The organism is Mesorhizobium sp. M0772 (genome assembly GCF_040320135.1).
Lineage (GTDB): Bacteria > Pseudomonadota > Alphaproteobacteria > Rhizobiales > Rhizobiaceae > Mesorhizobium.
The window spans coordinates 150213-166795 of sequence record NZ_JAMYPB010000003.1; the positions used below are offsets into that span (position 1 = coordinate 150213).

At 59.5% G+C, this 16583-nt stretch carries 16 protein-coding genes; 4 read left to right on the plus strand and 12 right to left on the minus strand.

What is annotated here, in order from left to right:
• Positions 1-414 precede the first annotated feature (414 nt).
• The 4 genes from ltrA (at position 415) to NKI06_RS03365 (ending at position 3879) form a co-directional block, all read left to right on the plus strand.
• Positions 415-1941, plus strand: coding sequence for a group II intron reverse transcriptase/maturase (gene ltrA / locus NKI06_RS03345; RefSeq protein ID WP_352984045.1), 1527 nt, complete (start codon positions 415-417; stop codon positions 1939-1941).
• Positions 1942-2233: 292 nt separating this feature from the next.
• The gene (locus NKI06_RS03350) at positions 2234-2560 is read left to right on the plus strand and encodes a conjugal transfer protein TraD (RefSeq protein ID WP_352984047.1); all 327 of its coding nucleotides are present in this window, start codon (positions 2234-2236) and stop codon (positions 2558-2560) included.
• A 1-nt stretch (position 2561) separates the two neighbouring features.
• Entirely contained in the window at positions 2562-2810 is a 249-nt protein-coding gene (locus NKI06_RS03355) for a conjugal transfer protein TraD (RefSeq protein WP_352984049.1), read from the plus strand.
• A gap of 538 nt (positions 2811-3348) precedes the next feature.
• Entirely contained in the window at positions 3349-3879 is a 531-nt protein-coding gene (locus NKI06_RS03365; RefSeq protein ID WP_352984051.1) for a Ros/MucR family transcriptional regulator, read from the plus strand.
• On the opposite strand, the gene NKI06_RS03370 is transcribed toward NKI06_RS03365, so the two are convergent.
• From NKI06_RS03370 to NKI06_RS03425, 12 genes are all read right to left on the minus strand, one after another.
• A complete protein-coding gene (locus tag NKI06_RS03370) occupies positions 3833-4249 on the minus strand; it encodes a hypothetical protein (protein WP_352984053.1) in 417 nt (138 codons plus the stop codon). The two genes, NKI06_RS03365 and NKI06_RS03370, sit on opposite strands and share 47 nt — an antisense overlap.
• Before the next feature lie 220 nt (positions 4250-4469).
• Positions 4470-5780, minus strand: coding sequence for a hypothetical protein (locus NKI06_RS03375; protein ID WP_352984055.1), 1311 nt, complete (start codon positions 5778-5780; stop codon positions 4470-4472).
• Between the two features lie 209 nt (positions 5781-5989).
• Positions 5990-7000, minus strand: a complete 1011-nt coding sequence (locus NKI06_RS03380; protein WP_352984107.1) for an Lnb N-terminal periplasmic domain-containing protein — start codon at positions 6998-7000, stop codon at positions 5990-5992.
• A 71-nt stretch (positions 7001-7071) separates the two neighbouring features.
• Positions 7072-8325: an alpha/beta hydrolase gene (locus tag NKI06_RS03385; protein ID WP_502900570.1), complete on the minus strand. Its 1254-nt coding sequence runs from the start codon at positions 8323-8325 to the stop codon at positions 7072-7074.
• A 233-nt stretch (positions 8326-8558) separates the two neighbouring features.
• Entirely contained in the window at positions 8559-8822 is a 264-nt protein-coding gene (locus NKI06_RS03390; protein ID WP_352984059.1) for a hypothetical protein, read from the minus strand.
• A gap of 178 nt (positions 8823-9000) precedes the next feature.
• Positions 9001-9957, minus strand: coding sequence for a DUF2950 family protein (locus NKI06_RS03395; RefSeq protein ID WP_502900569.1), 957 nt, complete (start codon positions 9955-9957; stop codon positions 9001-9003).
• A gap of 26 nt (positions 9958-9983) precedes the next feature.
• The gene (locus tag NKI06_RS03400; RefSeq protein ID WP_352984061.1) at positions 9984-11354 is read right to left on the minus strand and encodes a DUF3300 domain-containing protein; all 1371 of its coding nucleotides are present in this window, start codon (positions 11352-11354) and stop codon (positions 9984-9986) included.
• Positions 11355-11749: 395 nt separating this feature from the next.
• On the minus strand, positions 11750-12796 hold the full coding sequence (locus NKI06_RS03405; RefSeq protein ID WP_352984063.1) for a DUF2955 domain-containing protein: 1047 nt from the start codon (positions 12794-12796) through the stop codon (positions 11750-11752).
• Positions 12786-13910, minus strand: coding sequence for an HlyD family secretion protein (locus NKI06_RS03410; protein WP_352984065.1), 1125 nt, complete (start codon positions 13908-13910; stop codon positions 12786-12788). The genes NKI06_RS03405 and NKI06_RS03410 overlap by 11 nt, the downstream gene beginning before the upstream one ends.
• A gap of 337 nt (positions 13911-14247) precedes the next feature.
• On the minus strand, positions 14248-14574 hold the full coding sequence (locus NKI06_RS03415; protein WP_352984066.1) for a hypothetical protein: 327 nt from the start codon (positions 14572-14574) through the stop codon (positions 14248-14250).
• Between the two features lie 24 nt (positions 14575-14598).
• Positions 14599-15282, minus strand: coding sequence for a L,D-transpeptidase (locus NKI06_RS03420; protein WP_352984111.1), 684 nt, complete (start codon positions 15280-15282; stop codon positions 14599-14601).
• A gap of 44 nt (positions 15283-15326) precedes the next feature.
• Positions 15327-16295, minus strand: coding sequence for an ABC transporter substrate-binding protein (locus NKI06_RS03425; RefSeq protein WP_352984113.1), 969 nt, complete (start codon positions 16293-16295; stop codon positions 15327-15329).
• Positions 16296-16583 lie beyond the last annotated feature (288 nt).

Here is a 16583-nt window from a genome sequence, read left to right on the forward strand (position 1 = left end):
CGAGCTTGCCATGGCGAGGGAAACCGAACCGATGGCGGACGCCCCGTTTAGAGATGGAGCCTGCCGACTCGGAAGTGGGCGGGTCGATCTACGGATCGGTGGAGTGTTGGTCCGCGCTATCAGTACGCGGATTGGAGGCGCGCAGCTTGCTGTGCGCCAGCCTCGGCATGAGTTTGCGTGGCGCCGAGGCCGGATTCCACACGGGGTAGAGTCGGCGCCTAAAGCGAGCGAGAGATCAGTTGCGGAACCCAAGAACCTTGTCACCATCTCCGGCGGTTTCGAACGCCGGACGACTGAAGCGGCCAGTGACCGTGGTGCCGAGGGACGGAGCCTTCGTAGTAGTCCGAGGACGGGAAAGCCGTTCACATGGCGAAGGGAGGCAGTGGATACGGCTTGCAAGCAGGAGGCGGGCACATGTCCGGCGGGGTGAATATCCCGTTCGTCCTCGACATGCAGTGCAAACTGTATCGGTGGAGCAGCGACGAACCTGACAAGGTCTTTGCTGATCTGTTCAATCTCATATGCGACCGCAGAACCCTTTCCGAGGCTTGGCGACGGCTCGCCCGCAACCGCGGCAGCCGAACACCGGGAACGGACGGGATGACGCGTCGCACGGTCGAACAGCGTGCCGGTGGCGCAGCAAGGTTCCTCGACGAAATACGCGAGGCACTTCGCAACGGAACATATGACCCGGAACCCGTCAGGCAGCGGCTCATCCCAAAGCCTGGCAAACCGGGAGCATTCCGGCCACTCGGAATCCCCACGCTGACCGATCGCTTGGTGCAAATGGCCATGAAGCTGATCCTCGAACCCATCTTCGAGGCGGATTTCTATCCGACCTCGTATGGGTTCCGGAAAGGACGGAGCACCCATGATGCTCTGGAGCGAATCCAGAAGTGTCTTCACCCATCGGTCCGTGGACCTTCGGTCTACGACTACGCCATTGAAGGCGATATCAAGGGCTGCTTCGACGCAATCGACCATCACGTCATGATGGAAGGCGTGCGACGGCGCATCGGCGACCGTAAGGCGCTGAGGCTGATCTTCGCATTCCTGAAGGCTGGCGTGATGATCGAGGGGACCATCCGACATCCCGTCACCGGCTCGCCACAAGGCGGGATCATCTCGCCGATGCTGTCGAACATCTACCTGACAGCCATCGACGAACGGTACGGACGATGGTCCATGCGCCCCCGTGAACCGAGTAGCAGGGCGGCAGGCCGGCGGACTCTGGACCGCAAGAACGGCAAGCCGACATTCTACATGGTGCGATATGCGGACGACTTCGTCGTCCTCGTGGAAGGCACGAGGGAGCAGGCGGAAGCTGAACGGCAGGCGCTGGCGGAGTTCCTGAAGACGGAACTTCGTATGGAACTGTCGATGGAAAAGACCCGGATCACCGAGACCAAGGAAGGCTTCGACTTCCTCGGCTATCGGGTGGTGCGCACCAAAGCGCTCCGCACGGGGCGACTGGTCGGCAACCTCTTCATCCCGAGGAGCAAGCTCAACGACCTGCGCCACAGGATCAAGGTCCTGGTGAAGAGCATTCCTACCGGATGGCCGCTCACCAAAGTCGTCGGCAACCTCAACCCGATCCTGCTCGGATGGCGGAACTATTACCGATATGCCACGCAGGCGTGTCGGGACTTCAGCCATCTCGACAAATGGATTTGGGAGCGCGTTGGACGTTGGCTGCGTAAGAAGCATCGAAAGGCAACGTGGCGAGAGCTGCGTCGCCGCTTCACCGTCAACATCACGGGACAACGGCATCGATGGGTCGAAGGCACGAAGCGCCTGAGGCTCCTCCGCGACGGCGGAACCATGCGTTACCCTCACCAAAGCATCGAGAAACCGAACGGATGGAATGCCCAATCCCGGCACCGTCAGCGCGAGAGCGTGGGCGACTTCTGGGACGCGTTCTACCGCCTCACGTTGGACTGAGGCACACCCATGAGCGATCTCTCGCTCATGCACGGAGAGCCGGATGCAGGGAAACTTGCCTGTCCGGTTCGGGGAGAGGGATGGAGAAACTTGTCTCCGAAAGGGGAAGTAGCGCTTCATCTCTACTCCACCATTTGCACGTCAAAGCGCACGTCGGCACGACGTATAAGCGCGCCCTCCCTCGAAAAATTCTCGGGATGGACCAGCCCGTCCCGGACTGTCTCGGCAAGCTTGAAGCCTTCCGGCACACGCTCGCCTATCATTGCCGCATCGACAACCGATGGAGACAGCCATGCGCAAACCACGTGACTTCGACGCCGAACTGAAGGCGCTGGAAGACAAAGCGCGAGAACTCAAAACGCGAAAGGTGCAGCAGCTTGGCGAGCTGGTGATCGCCACCGGCGCCGATCAGCTCGGCAGCGACGAACTGGCTGGGGCACTGGTCGCAATCACTGAAACGAAAGACACGGCAAAGCGTGAGGCATGGGCCAAGCGTGGAGTAATGTTTTTCGAGAGCCGGTCCCGGCGAGTTGCTCAGGCATCTCAGCGCAACCGACGCAGCACTCCAGCGCAATCGGGCGGCACACCATCGGCGCCAAGCGGCACAGGCGCGCAATGACATGCGCGCGTGGCAGGTTGACCGCCGCAAGCGCACACGGCAGCTCATCGAACTTGGCGGACTCCTCGTCAAAGCAGGCATTGTCGAGTTCACCAATGACGATCGCGCTACCATCTACGGCGCGTTGCTTCGGATCGCCGCAAAGCTGCAAAGTCATGAAGGCGAGCGAGCACAACGATTATGGACTGCGGAGGGTAGGCAGGCGTTCGATGCGGAACGGCGTGAAGGGCGGATGGGACGTCGAACTTAGCCAAAGTTGGCGCGAGCAACGGCTGGCACGAAGCCCCGAACAGCAGATCTCCGCCGACGCCCCTATCTCGCGCTTGCGCATGAAGCTTGCGCGATCTTCGTAGCTGCCGGCGACAATCTTCTCGCGCGAGCCTTGATACAGATGATGAAGGGCGCAAGGCTTGAGTAGGCGAAGCTCGTCAAAGCAGGCGCTGCCCTATGAGCAAACTTCAAAGGCCAGATCGTGTTCCCCTCGAAACCTCCCACGCCCCACAGATGCGATCATGCACACTGCGCGTCGATAGAAACTCTATAGCCAGGGTGCGAGCCAGCGGCACTGCTCTGCACAGCCGGAACGGGCTGAAAAGCGAGGGAAGCTCCTCGCTTTAGGTGATATCGGCAAAGGCATCCCAGCCGATGGGACGACAGAAGCGAAACTTACTCTTGTTATGTTGCGCAAGAGAGGTGGATTTGACGAAGAAACGTACTATTCGCGTCGTGGGCAGGGCAGAAAAATCAAACGTCGCTCAATTCATCCGATACAAAAAAAGGGAAATTATATGACCACTGCTCTCGAGCAAGGCAACCAACTGGAGACCGTGTCGATAACGGCTGACATTGTCGCGGCCTATGTATCGAACAATCCAGTACCGGTTGGCGAGTTGCCGAAACTAATCGGCGACATCCATGCCGCCTTGAATGGCATCGGCACGCCGGCGGTAGAACCCGTGGTAAAACAGGAGCCGGCAGTTTCGATCAAGAAATCGGTAACGCCGGACTTCATTATCTGTCTGGAAGACGGAAAGAAATTCAAGTCGCTCAAGCGGCATCTCCAGCATTTTAATCTGACCCCCGACCAGTATCGGCAGAAGTGGAACCTGCCGTCCGACTATCCAATGGTCGCGCCGAACTACGCGGCCACCCGCTCGGCCCTGGCGAAATCAATAGGGCTCGGGCGCAAGGCGGCGACGCCCACGTCTGCCGCGGCAGAAAAACGCAAACCGGCCGTGCGTGCGGCGGCAGCGAGAACCACTGCGGTGGCAATCAAGTCGCCCGTGAAGAAGGCGCGCAAGGCGCGAGCCAAAGCGTAACCTGCTGCATCTGACAGAGGCCTAGGCTGCGCCTGACCTGAACATGGCGAAGCCCCGCCTTGCGGCGGGGCTTCGTGTTTTGTCGGATCACTCTGCGGTGCGGCGGGGCCTCGCCGCTCCGACGAGGGGCGAGCAACTTGATCTTCAGCAATCTTCTTCGGGCCAGGGTGCGCGCCGCCTCTGCGGTGCGGTCACCGTAAGCATCGGCGACGAATGATAGCGTCGAGAGGTCAATGATGAGATCGTCGATCGCGCCCGCGAGGACACCGGACCTGCGGCCAAATTGATGAACGAGCGCTCGCGCTTCCTTCAGTGCCGTCAAGGCTTCACCCGCATCCAGCAGCGCCTCGATCTTATCGAAAATCTGCATCCCCGACACTCCCGCTTGCGCCTCACACGCTGAGGCCGATCGAATCGAAGGGAAACGATTGCAATTTCGCTTGAAAAGGAAGCGCTTGCCAAGGTGCTCGCGCACGAACATGACCAGGTCTCACGCGTCAGAACCTGTAGTTCAGTCCAATCTGCTGGTGGGCGTCGAAAGATGTCGTTTCGGAGCGCCGAGTGTTGAAGAGTTTGCACGACATACATCGCTAGCTGGGAGGTATCGCAACCAGGAAGCCGCTGGCCAGCAGATATTCATAAAGATGCACTAGAGGGGGTGCGGGGCGCAACTGGTCGGCAGTGATCCATTGCCGGCCATCGTCAACCTCCCATCCGCGTCCCAGCTCAGTTTCCAGCAGGGGAAGCAACTCCTCGCGAGAGCATGGATATGCCAGTACGCGTACGTTGGAGCCGAAAAGCCGCGCGATACCCTCGAGCAGGCGGCCTTCGAGGTGCTGGTACCTCACATCGTCGAGAACCCGTATCAACGCAGGCAGCGGCACGGCAAAGCGCAAAGGCGCCTGCGTGTATCGACGCACGAATGCGGTGGCGCGGTACAACTGGCGGTGCCGCATCATCATCGCCGCGCCCTCGCCCATTGCAGGCAACGGGGTATCAGAATCGACGATCATCAGACGCACATCGATGACATCCTTCACCTCAGGATTCCCAGCGACCTCGCGGCGGAGCGTTGCCAGGCACGCCGCAAACGCTTCAGGTGAAAGGTCGTCGCGCGGGTCGCTCGCCAACGGTGCGATGGCCACCGACTTCCTATAGAGAAACTCGTTCGCAGCGACGGCCACGCCATCACTATCCAGCGTCACCGCCTCAGCCCTGCCGTCGCGTGCCAAAGCCATGTGCAGTTCGCGCACGTCGCAACCCGCGAACGCGCGGCCTCCCATCACGATCTGATCAATTTCGATGCGATCATTTGCAAGGCTGTCAAACATCCTCGCGGGCAAATCGCCGGGGGCTGCCCGCTCACTCAGCAGCGCATGCAGCAGGCTCACACCGAGAATGCCCACCGCCTCCTGCTGAAGCAGGTTTGAATTATCGCGAAGGTTTACGTGGAGCAAGATGTGGCTCGCCTCAGCACGCGGCTGATCCTGAAAGCGGACGCCGATCCAGCCATGGCAATCGTTGGTGCCCGCAAAGTTGCGGGCGGCGATGGTATCGGCGAAAGCAAACAGGCGCGTATCTTTGCCACGCGTGTCACCGATCTGTTGCACAAGCGATTTCCATTCATGATCAAGCATCGTCTCAAGCCGTGGCCTGGACACATAGCGTGTTCCGGAGCCGTAGAGGTCGTCGCTCACTTCCTTGTCATAGGCTGAGACGGTTTTGGCCACCGTGCCAGACGCGGCGCCAACGCGCAGAAACCATCGCGCCACCTCCTGACCCGCACCGATCTCGGCAAACGAGCCGAAACTCGTTGGGTCGAGATTGACCTCCAGCGCCTTCCGATGGGTGTCAGCTGCGGCGTTGTCCGATCGACCAGTCGCATGGGCAGTATCATTCATTGCGGATCTCTGCGGTGGATTGCGGTTGCGTCTCAATACTGCCGCCCAATGCCAGGTGCAAATTGATCCCGCTGGGCGAGTTGTTCGGCGGCCAGCGGCGTGGCTGCGCCATTCGACAGGTTGCCGCCCGCTCTTCAGCATTTGTCGAAAAAGGCCCTGCGATGCCCAGTCCTTGGCGCTTTGTTCCCACCTGCGAGCCTGTTCCCAGGTCAAGAACCACGCCCGGGTGACGGCACACCAACACGGATCAACCTCGAAAAATCCGGCGACAGGCCAGACTTCCGCGCACGGTCGCCTATGTGGGCTAGCTCCCTTAAGGTCAACATTGGCAAGCGGGTGTCGAGCGCACCCCGGTCGTAGGCATACTCGGGAAGATAGCCGTTAACGATAAGGCGCCAGTCGAGGGGAACGGCGTCACCGACCGCTCGCATCATCTTGACGATCGTCGTCGTGCAGTTCGTCGTGATGGAGTTGTAGAACGCAGGCGTCGCGGCAAGCGCATTTGCATCCGAGACGTATTCCAGCAGAAGCGCCCGGGCCGCGTCCGGCGACGCTCTCAGGCGATAGATCTGGACATCCTCTCCCCGAACATTTGATCTCACGCCGACCACGTCTCGCTCGTCGGCAGCGATAATGACCAGGGGATTGCTCTTGAACAGGTCTGCTACGGGCGAAAACTTGCCACCGACACGACGCCGCACCTCAATGGACCAGGCAAGATAGGCACCGTCGGAGAAGCCGAAGCTCATGATGACGTGGGCCATTTTAGGTCCAGCCCAATAGGACATGAAGAGGTCGGCGCTCTGAACGGTGGAAAGGTCGTAGGTCCGGTCTGTCCAACGTTCGGTGAAATCGGTGTCGCTGCGCCATTCGAAGTCGCGCACGTCTTTCAGCGTCAACAAATTTCCGTCGAGTGTCCCGGTTACCTGACGGGCGACATCTGGCGCCCACCCGGCGTCGGCCGGGGGCTTGATGGTGCTCCACCAGACCAGAACCGAAGCGAACGCGCCGAGAAATAGGACGAGCGCCCTGAAGCGAAAACGGCTGAAGATGGCCATGACGGTGCCAATACCGAATAAGATGAAAACGGCGCAGGCCACAGTCCGTCCAAGCTCTGCCAAGGGCAGACGGTACCAGATGGCAAGTCCGGCCCAGGCCGTCAAAATTGCAGCGGCTAGTGACAGGATAATGGCGAGCGATATCCGAGCGATGCGATGCACCTTCCCTCTAGCGTAAAAAATCCACAGACGCGTCGCTGCGGGGCGGCGGGCATCAATAAACTTTGCTAGCCTCACTTCTTGCAGTGCTTCGCAGGGGTCGAGGGTGACGTACAACTCTTGTTGGCGTTGCCGGCCTGGGTGTTTGGAGAGCCGGTCAAGTTCTCGACTTCACTGCCGTAGTTCTCCCTGGTGTTTTGATCGACCACTGCAACGGGTGCAGAAATTACCAACCCTGCAGCGCTGCCAGCCGCCGCCGCCGCGCCGGTCGTCGCCTGCACGATCGTGTCGCCAAGGCCCACCCTGCTGTCGGTCAGGGTCTGGCCAGCAGCCATCCGCGCTCCAATCAACTGAACGATCTGAGGAGACGAGGCGAACTTGCCGTGATTCAGACTGTCGCCCGATTTGACCTTCGTCAGGTCGATAACGGTTACATTTTCGCTGGCAAGTTCCTCCTTGTAGGGAGCCTCTTCCGGATTAATCGATCCAAGCCGCGGGATATTACCCCAGACCCGCCGTGAAAATGCGAGCGCACGGTCGTCCTGCGAGACAAAGAGGGTGAACCGCGGATGCTGTTTTCCCATGTCGGCAATCTGCGTGCGGAACACATCGACATCGACATCGGGTGCGGCCAGCATGACGTTCTTGAACTTCGCCGGCAGTCCGCCATTGCGGATGGCCATTTGGCGCAACGATTCCAGGGCAAGCCAATTACCCATTGAATGGGCGAGGATCGAAACCTCTTTTACTTCGGGATCGTGGGCCAGGTATTGGAACAGTGTCTCGAGCGCATCTCGCGTGTAGTTCGTGCTTTCGCGATCGTAGCCATAGGCGAGTGTACTGCCTCGGGAAGGCCATGTGACCAAAATGGGAGCGCTGTCGGTACCGGTATCCTTGGCAATCTGCGCAAAGCGATAAAGAGAGTCCTCGAAGCGGTTGTTGAAGCCATGGATAAAGACCAGGACACTGTGGTCCGGGCTCTTCCTGACGGAGGCGTGCAGCCATGCCTTCGCGCCGTCGCGTGCTAATTCGTCGGCTTTCACCACTGCGAAATCGGTAGCCGGGTTTGAGGGCAGCCTCTTGGGCCAGGCGACCTCGCCGACCTTCCGGACCGACGCCGGCGGGATAGATACCGTAATGTCCGCAAATGAAGGATCGCTTCCCCGCTCGCCCGTATACATTTCGGCCGGGTTGGCAGAACGGGCGCGCGTCGTCGTCACCAGCATCTCCACCTTGCTTGATGACGGGGACGTATCGGCCACCGGCAACAAAACATTCTTCGGGCGAGACGCGCAGCCGAGAAGCAGGCCGACCAATGCAAATGCCAGGAATGCGTTTGTGGCACGCCCGACTTCTAATTTACTTATAACGCAGGTTCCCAAAACGCCCCCCAAAGTGTACAACCTCGACAAGGTGGTTAGTACCGTTGTCGCCAACCGATCAGTCGATGCAGATTGCCACGATAGTGGATCCGAGGACTGCTGGGCATGCCGCTCCACACTGCCAAATGAAGTATCGGAATCTTCTGTTTTTCGCAACTGCTGGCGTCGAAACGTACTCGTTACTTGATGCGGGCCACGCCACCCGAAATCTCTATGGATTCCGACCCGGTCAGGGCTCCGAGATCACCATTGGGCCAGGTGACGAAACAGCCTTTTGGGCAGAATTCCACGGTTTCACCTGCGTGCAACGCTAGCTTCATCTTGCCGCTGCCTTGTGTCACGATCAGCGTGCGGATCTCGCTGTCCTTATTCACCACGCTGGCTGCCAAAGCCGAACCACCAACGGCAAGAACAGCAATGGCGGCGACCAGCGACTTCCACATTTTACAATATCTGTTTCGACACGGCCTCTGTTGCTTTTTGCAAGGCTTTCTCGCCCGTTGCAGTGAACGATCCCAGCCGATTCCAGCAGGGTCGTGAACCACCAGTTCTGTTTGATCATGAAGTTGAATTTGGAAGCAGCCTAAGATCGGCAACAAGGCATAGGGTTTCAGACTGAAGCTAGTCACCGGTCACCTGCCATTTGTCATCGGGATTGAACACCTTTATCCCTCGGGCCACGGCCTCCGTGTTCGGCCCTAGATCGGCCTCGTAGACAATACCTTGCTGATTGACCTCAAAGGTTTTGACGCCCGTTTCCGCATACTTCACAGGCCAGGCCAAAAGCGCGAAACCGGCCATCATGTTGCCGTTGATGACATAGTCGTAGGCGCCCCCGGCGATCTTCTTGCCTTGGCCAGTCAGGATGCGGAAGCGATAGCCAAAATAGCCATTGCCTTTCTTCGCCTTGTCGATAACAGCCTGATTGATGAAATCGCCTGCCGGACTGACGCCATAGGTCTCGTCAGATGGCCAATATAGCCCGTCGGCCTGGCCGTCGCTACTGATCAGCTTCTGGGCGTATTCCAGTACGCCATCGCCGTCGCGGTCTTCGGCGGCGTAGTCACGCTGAGCGTCCACGTAGGAGCGGGCCGTTTCGATCGCCGCGATCTCATTTTCGCCGACACGCCGGTTGATGATTTCTTCGATACCGGCCTGGGTGTCGAAAGCCCATTTGCCGTCTTTAGCCTTGATGACGGGGAACGGCAGGGGCCACAGCTTGTCGCCAATATCGAGTTCCTTGCGGTCGCCAAGATCGCGCACGATCACCGTCTTCGCAGCACCTTGCCGGATCTGCGCGTAGGTATCCATCACGCCTTCGCTTGTCCGCAGCTTCGCGGCATCCAGTCCAAGCAATGCCGCCAGTCCATCGAAATCGTCCTTCGCGAGGGCCGATTTAAACGCTTCCACGGCCGCCGGGGGATCATCGAAAAGCGGCGGACCTTTTTTGGCCACGTAATCCGAGAGGCCGTGCACCTCCTGCGCGCCGGCAAAATTTGCGGAGCCCGCGCCAATGCTCAAGATCATTCCGGCACCGAGCAGCGAACGTAGAACAAGACTCCGGACGGACGTGTTCATGGTCGGTTTTCCTCTCGCCAAACTTATCAACGCCTGCGCCCGCCACCGCCGCGCCCGCCACCGCCCTGCCTGCCACCACCCGGCCTGATGATCTTGTGGCCGCCGCCGCCGCTGCGAATTCCGCCTCCCATGCTCCTCGCGCCGCGGTTGGAGGCTATCTGCTGACGCTTTCCCGAGTTCACGTTGCCAAGACCGGAAGGCTTCCTCGGTCTGTTGTCCACTCTCGCTGCGGGCCTCGGCTTGCCGACCGGGCGATTGATTTTCCCAGGCGCCCTGACTGCAGAACGGTCATCTTTTCGCACCGACGCAATTGGCTTGGTGTTGGTTGGCTTTTTGAGATCCGGCCGTGCCGCCGGGGGCCGGGCTTTCAAACCCTCTCTGATTTGGCGTTGGCGGATGTCTTTCACCTTCGCCGAATTCCCAGGCAGCGCGCTGATCTGACCTCTCCTCAATTCGGATGCCTTATCGCGCATATTGTTGCGATCGTTCGTTTTGACGCGATTGCCGATACTCGTATTGTCGATCTTGGCGAATTGGTTTTTGTCGAAATTTATCTTGGAACGGTCGACGTTTTTCCAGTCGACGTCGTTGAAATTGACCTTGCCGTTGATGTTGTTGAAGCAGTTGTTGCAGTCGATATCGATATCGTTGCCGTTCCAGCGCCCTCCCCACACACCCCCACCATTCCAGTCCACCGAAGCTGCCCAGATGGCACCCGTCACGAAGGCCGCGAAATAGGGCGCAGTAGGATAATAATAACTTGGGTAGGGGTCTGGATAATAGGCAATCGGAGCAGCCGGATAGTCGGTGGCATAGAGCATTTCAGGCTCGTACCGTGGAACGTAGACCTTGTCCGCGCTGGCGGACCGGATGACGACATTGTCGTTCTCTTCGACAACCTTGATCTTGTCATCGGACTTGATCACGCCTTTGGCGACGGCCGTGTCGCGCAACTGCTGGATAGCGACCAGAACGTCTTTTTGCTGATACGTCAGTGCGTCGCCAAGCGACTGGGTCCACTCCAGATCGTCGCTCATCATCTTGACGATGTCGGGATAGTTGAGCAGTGAGATGACGCTGCCGTCCCAGCTTTCCTTCGGTTTCAGGCCAGGCTTCTTCACGACCTGATCCAAAAACCGGCTCGCTTCCACGATCTGCAATGGATAAAGCGACGCTTCGGAAATGACCGCGACAAGTTCATCGGGGTAAAGCGCTATACGCGCCACCAAAACTTCGAGTTCGTCCTCGTCGAGCGGTTCGGGCGCTTGGGTAGCCGCTGCGCTAGCCGTAGCAGCAGCTTGATCCTGAGCAATTGCGAAAGAAGTCTGAGCCGAGCACATCAAGAACGCGATCAAGGCCACAGCGCCAGCATGCGAGCGCGGAAACTTGATCTCCATCGTCATCCTCCCACGTTACGTCAACCCCGTTGTCAACGACGTCTTGTCGCCAAGTCCGGGTGATGTTCTTGCCTTGGTGATACGCTGGCGCATTGGCTGCCGATGCGGAAGGTAAGTAACTGTATGCTACGTGCAGAACTGAGGGCCCTCACCAGCAAATCAAACAACCTCGGAGCCATCTTTCGGATCGAATGTCTCCAGCAAGCAACAGTGTTCGAGGGCGCGGCGCCGATACCCGCCGGATCCGAACCGTGAGATGTTCTTGGGCGTCGAAACAAGCATCCGGCCAGCGGCTTTCGATGGCGATCGGCTAGGTCTTTTGTCGGCCGCTTCGGCGAAACGGGATACCGTCAAGACGAGGTCTGGATGAAACCGAAGGAAGCCTCCCCAAGCGGTCACAAGCGCTTCATGACCGACACCCTGTCTTCAGCGCTGCGCACCGGGCCCGGCCAAAGCAACGCCGTCATGAATATCGTAAAGGCGATGGCCACCAATATGTAGTTTACTCGCGTGGCAAAGGATTCCGCTGCCGATCCCGGCAAGGGCGAGACGCCCGTTCCAAACAGGATGAGGAAGATTGTCAGCGCGCCCGCGTAGACCTTGGCAGCAGAATTGCCCAGCGCAGCGCGGCCGCCAAATACCAGGCCGGCGAGCAGCACCAGGACAAACAACGTAGGGGAAGTGGGACGAATCTGCAGAAATGCAAACGCAACGGATGCAGCCACGCCCCCGAGGAGATTGACCAGGACAAGGCCGAAGGCTGCCCTTGCGCTTGCGATGACATCGAGCTGCGACAACAGGGATGCGACGGTGATCGGAATGACGATCGCCGTGGCGAGGCCGTCCCGTGTCAGGCAAGCGAGCACGGCGATGAGCAAAATGATGGCATTCGCGACGGCATAGCGCGCAGCGCGCGGGTTTGCAGCGGGAGCCGGGGCCTGAACATCCGCGCTGCCTCGGTCGGGTACGACCGCATGGGCGATCCACATCAGGATCGCTCCGCTGACCACGCCCTGGACAAGGATCGACAGGATGGAATCGCCCAGATCGCGGTTGAGTACGGTCAGCAACGGCACCATCACGGCGACCACCAGGACAAGAAAGATCGCTCCACCGCCCTTGCCATTCGCCTGCAGGTAGAAACAGACAAAATAGAGAAGCCCGAGCAACAGCAGCAGCACCGGTGGCCGGTCGCCTGTCAGTATTGCGACGGCCTGGAGGAGTGCGCCGGTGATGACAATGAGAATCGCCATTCCCAGGGCTTGTTTCAGCTGCAGCGGGCGGGAACTGGAGATCAGGAACTGCGCTGCGAACAATGGTCCCAGAAAGGGGATGATGGCCCCTGACAGAACCGACCACGTGAAGCCGACGGCTACTGCCACGGCGATGCGCAATCCCTTGCGCTTGGCATTGGCGTGCACAAGGTCGCCGTCAGCTGACATAGGTCAGGACCGACAACACGCGCAGCCAGATGCGGCCGATTGTGTTGGTCACCGGATGGTCGCCGGTATAGATCACCACGTTCGCCTGCGACCCGTAGCGCACGCCCTTAGGCCTGCCGTCGTCGAGGATCAGGCGAACCGGAAAGCTCTGTGGCGTTCTCACCCATCCGCTTTCGGTAGAGATCTTCGGCAACCCGGTCTTTGGGTCGACGCTTCCCTGCGCCACGCCCATCCCGACGCTCTCGACCGTGGCACCGAAAACCTGGCCGGGCAAGAGGTCAAACAACACGTCCGCGCGGTTGCCGGCGGCGACGTTCTCGAGGCTGTTCTCCTTGAACGCAGCGGTGATCCATACCGTGCCGACATCGATGAAGGTCATGGCGCTCTGGCCCGCGCCGACAACGCCTCCGACGGAAAGCTGGAGGTTGGTGACAACGCCCTCCGCTGGCGCCAGGACCGTGGTGCGCAGGAGATCAAGCTGCGTACGTTGAAGCGTCGCGAGCGCCTCTTTCAACTGCGGATTGTCGGCGCCTGACGGGCCAAGTTCTTCCTGCGCCTGCTTAAGGTCCGCTTCAGCGGCAACGACCGAGGCATTTGCCTGGTCCACCGCCGCCTTCGCCTCGTCATACTTCGCCTTGGAATAGACGCCGCGCTTGACGAGCTCCATGGCCCGATTGGCTTGCTCCTGGACGTTGTCGCGAACTGCCTGAGCTTGCACGAGGCGTGCCTGGACGGCATCGATGGCGGCTGTCGAAGCGCCGAGTGATTGGCCGACCCGGGCAAGCTTTGCTTCTGCCTCGGCGACGGCCAGTTGGTATTGCTGCGGATCGATACGAAACAGCATCTGGCCAGATTTCACACCGCTGTTGTCGGTCACGCCCACTTCGACGACCCGTCCGGTCACCTCCGGCGCGATGCCGACGACATAGGCGCTGACAGTCGCTTGCGATGAAGAAGGCGTGCGCCTTTCCATGAAGACCGCAACGACGAACAGCAGGCAAGCCAGCAGCAGCACGGTCAGTGCGACCCGGCGCAGCGGATTTCCCTTCGTCGCTTGTCTATCGGCGCCGTCGGCGGCGTTGTCTTGAGAGGTTTCGGTTGCGTCGGACGCCATGGGCATCTTCTCCCTGTCAGACTAAGAAGGCATTGCGTCGCGCACGGATGCCTGGTTCCTGGTCAACTTCGGCCCAAGCACGCCGGCATGCGGACTCCCGGCGCACGTGCGAGTAGCGATGACTTACCTGCGTTCCGGTTTTCATTGCGTAACCGCCCCCTCCGGCGCCTTTGGACTATACACAGTCTCTTAACGGTTACAGCCGACTGGGACGTTATTTACGTGGTTGCAACTGCGGATGTCGCACTTTGATAAGCTACTCGTGCCATCGGATGTCCAACTGGTAAACCATAGTTGGTGGCTCGCTCGATCGCTCCAATGCCAAAGCCGAATCGGATCAGATGGGCTCTACGGATTTGACGGTGCCATCTGTGTCCACGAGGCAACTTGTCTTCTTGCCGCCGGCATCGAGTTCAACCTGATAGGTTTTGGAATCGATCCTGCTCGATGACATCGGAAGGATCTTGGCGCTGTCGGCCCCGCTCGACTTGGCGACGGCGTTGGCGCAGAGGAGCTGCAGATCCGCCGGAGCGGTCTCAACCTGGGTCCTCGACATCTGCTCCGGAGCAGGCGGCGGCGTGCTGACGCAAGCACTCAAAGTCTGCACCATGGATACAAGAGCTATAACCAGGATTGAACTTTTCACTGCAGGTTTTACCGACATTGCTTGTCCCTCTCCGAATGTCGCTTAAACGCCTCTGTAAAGGGCCGCCCCTTGCATAAGAACGATGACTTTGGCGCCGACGTTGACGCGGGCAGCGAAGTCGGTGATGTCGTCGTTCCGCATCCGGATACACCCTGATGACACGTCGAGCCCGATCGTCCACGGCTCCGGCGTGCCGTGTATCCGGTAGATCGTGTCCTGATCGCCCTCGTAGAGATAAAGCGCCCTGGCGCCGAGCGGATTGTCAGGCCCTCCCGGCATGCCCGTTGCATATTTGGCAGCGTTCGGATCACGAGCGACCATTTCGGCCGGGGGCGTCCAGGTCGGCCACTCCGCCATGCGGCCGACGCGCACGATGCCGGCCCATCCAAAGCCTTCCCGACCGACGCCGATGCCGTAACGCATGGCCTGCTGACCCGACTGCACAAGATAGAGAAAATGCTTATTGCCATCGATGATGATCGTACCGGGCGCCTCCGCGGTGCGGAATTTGACCATCTGCGGGCGAAATGCCTCGGGCACCTCCTTGTGAGCGGCGTAATATTTCCGCGCTTTCTTCTTGTCGTAGTCGACCCACTTATGCGTCTGCGGATCGAATACCTGAGTCTGAGCGGCATACGCCAATGTGATACCGATCGCGGTCATGACAAGCACTATGCCAAGAACGAGGCAGCGGCCTGCCGTTCTGCGATCATTGCCTTTCGACATGGCGGACCGGTTTGCGAACGAGAAGATCATGGTCGTCCCTGCCTCTAGTTCGACCAGGCGCTAAGCCGGTCTTGATGCTTTGCAACCCATGCCTGTGCAAACTTGGCGGGATCCTGCCGAGCGACCTGCAACGCGTAGCTCATCTCGGTGACCTCCTCTGCGGTGAAGTCGACATGGGAGAGGAAGGCAGCCACTTTCGGCAGGCGCTTTGCCGTCGATGAAGCAAACCCGATGTAGAAATGCGATGCGTCCCACGCCACCGGCGCCTCCGACTTCGTAAGCCAGTCAGGGTCGTCGCTAGGCATCACGATGTGCCACTTGGCGGGGTCGTGTTTCGGCTCAGTCAATTGCACGATATCATGGAGCTTGAACATATGGTGCGGACTGTAGCAGTAGAATGCCATCGGTTGCCCGGTTGCCGCGGCCGCATCGAGTGCAGCCATGGCCATGTCTTCCGGCATTTGAAGGAGCGTCATCGTTTTTTCATATCCGTAGCTCTTGGCTCGGATCATCTCGATGCTCGTCGATGACCAGCCCAGCGCGCCGATCCACACTTCGCCTTTGCCATCGCCGTCGGTATCGAACACAGCCGCTTTCTTCGGATCGGCAAGATCGGAAATGTCCCTGACGCCATATTTGTCCGCCGTTTCGCGCGTCACGCAGATACCCTGCGTTGCCAACACACCCCTGGGACTGAGGTCAACGGTCTTGCGCCCGTCGACGTATTTCTTGACGAGTGCATCGAGATTGGGAAGCCAGACTTCCGGATAGATGTCGACCTCCCCGGCATCCATTCCCGCAAAAGCGGTCATGGATCCCATCTCGCGCACGTCGGCGTCCAGATTGAGTCTCTCCTTTATGCCGTACTTGATGATATTCGCCGCCGCCTGGCCCGAGGGCCAGTTCGGCATTGCAATGAGGAGGTCAGCGGCTAGAGACCGGCCATGCACCGCCAGCGTCGTTAGCGCCGCCAGCGACATCTTCAGCAGATACCCCCGAAATCGACTTTCCATTGTCTCCCCCTGCGATGACGGCGGCGGCGAAAAGTCCCCCGACCACCGCGGAAACGGCACACCGCCGCCGAGATCGCTTCTGTCTGCCAGTCGGCGTTCCATCCCGCCTATCGGTCGCATTGGCCCAAGAGTACCGGACCGAGCAGGCAGTGGAACGTAAGTTACGTGGAGAGAAGGGTAACTTTCAGACTGCGAGGTCGTTCGAAGCAACGCCGAATCTCCCCCGGAAAACCACGGGGCTCGCATCCACGGCTTAGTATCGAGCAATGTCGATCACATAGAAAATCA

Excerpts from the sequence above, each read along its gene's own strand:
- NKI06_RS03415 (WP_352984066.1), bottom strand. The coding sequence starts at position 14,574 with ATGTCGGTAAAACCTGCAGTGAAAAGTTCAATCCTGGTTATAGCTCTT.
- NKI06_RS03420 (WP_352984111.1), bottom strand. The coding sequence starts at position 15,282 with ATGTCGAAAGGCAATGATCGCAGAACGGCAGGCCGCTGCCTCGTTCTT.
- NKI06_RS03410 (WP_352984065.1), bottom strand. The coding sequence starts at position 13,910 with ATGGCGTCCGACGCAACCGAAACCTCTCAAGACAACGCCGCCGACGGC.
- NKI06_RS03400 (WP_352984061.1), bottom strand. The coding sequence starts at position 11,354 with ATGGAGATCAAGTTTCCGCGCTCGCATGCTGGCGCTGTGGCCTTGATC.
- NKI06_RS03370 (WP_352984053.1), bottom strand. The coding sequence starts at position 4,249 with ATGCAGATTTTCGATAAGATCGAGGCGCTGCTGGATGCGGGTGAAGCC.
- NKI06_RS03395 (WP_502900569.1), bottom strand. The coding sequence starts at position 9,957 with ATGAACACGTCCGTCCGGAGTCTTGTTCTACGTTCGCTGCTCGGTGCC.
- NKI06_RS03365 (WP_352984051.1), top strand. The coding sequence starts at position 3,349 with ATGACCACTGCTCTCGAGCAAGGCAACCAACTGGAGACCGTGTCGATA.
- NKI06_RS03405 (WP_352984063.1), bottom strand. The coding sequence starts at position 12,796 with ATGTCAGCTGACGGCGACCTTGTGCACGCCAATGCCAAGCGCAAGGGA.
- NKI06_RS03425 (WP_352984113.1), bottom strand. The coding sequence starts at position 16,295 with ATGGAAAGTCGATTTCGGGGGTATCTGCTGAAGATGTCGCTGGCGGCG.
- NKI06_RS03355 (WP_352984049.1), top strand. The coding sequence starts at position 2,562 with ATGCGCGCGTGGCAGGTTGACCGCCGCAAGCGCACACGGCAGCTCATC.
- NKI06_RS03390 (WP_352984059.1), bottom strand. The coding sequence starts at position 8,822 with ATGTGGAAGTCGCTGGTCGCCGCCATTGCTGTTCTTGCCGTTGGTGGT.
- ltrA (WP_352984045.1), top strand. The coding sequence starts at position 415 with ATGTCCGGCGGGGTGAATATCCCGTTCGTCCTCGACATGCAGTGCAAA.
- NKI06_RS03350 (WP_352984047.1), top strand. The coding sequence starts at position 2,234 with ATGCGCAAACCACGTGACTTCGACGCCGAACTGAAGGCGCTGGAAGAC.
- NKI06_RS03375 (WP_352984055.1), bottom strand. The coding sequence starts at position 5,780 with ATGAATGATACTGCCCATGCGACTGGTCGATCGGACAACGCCGCAGCT.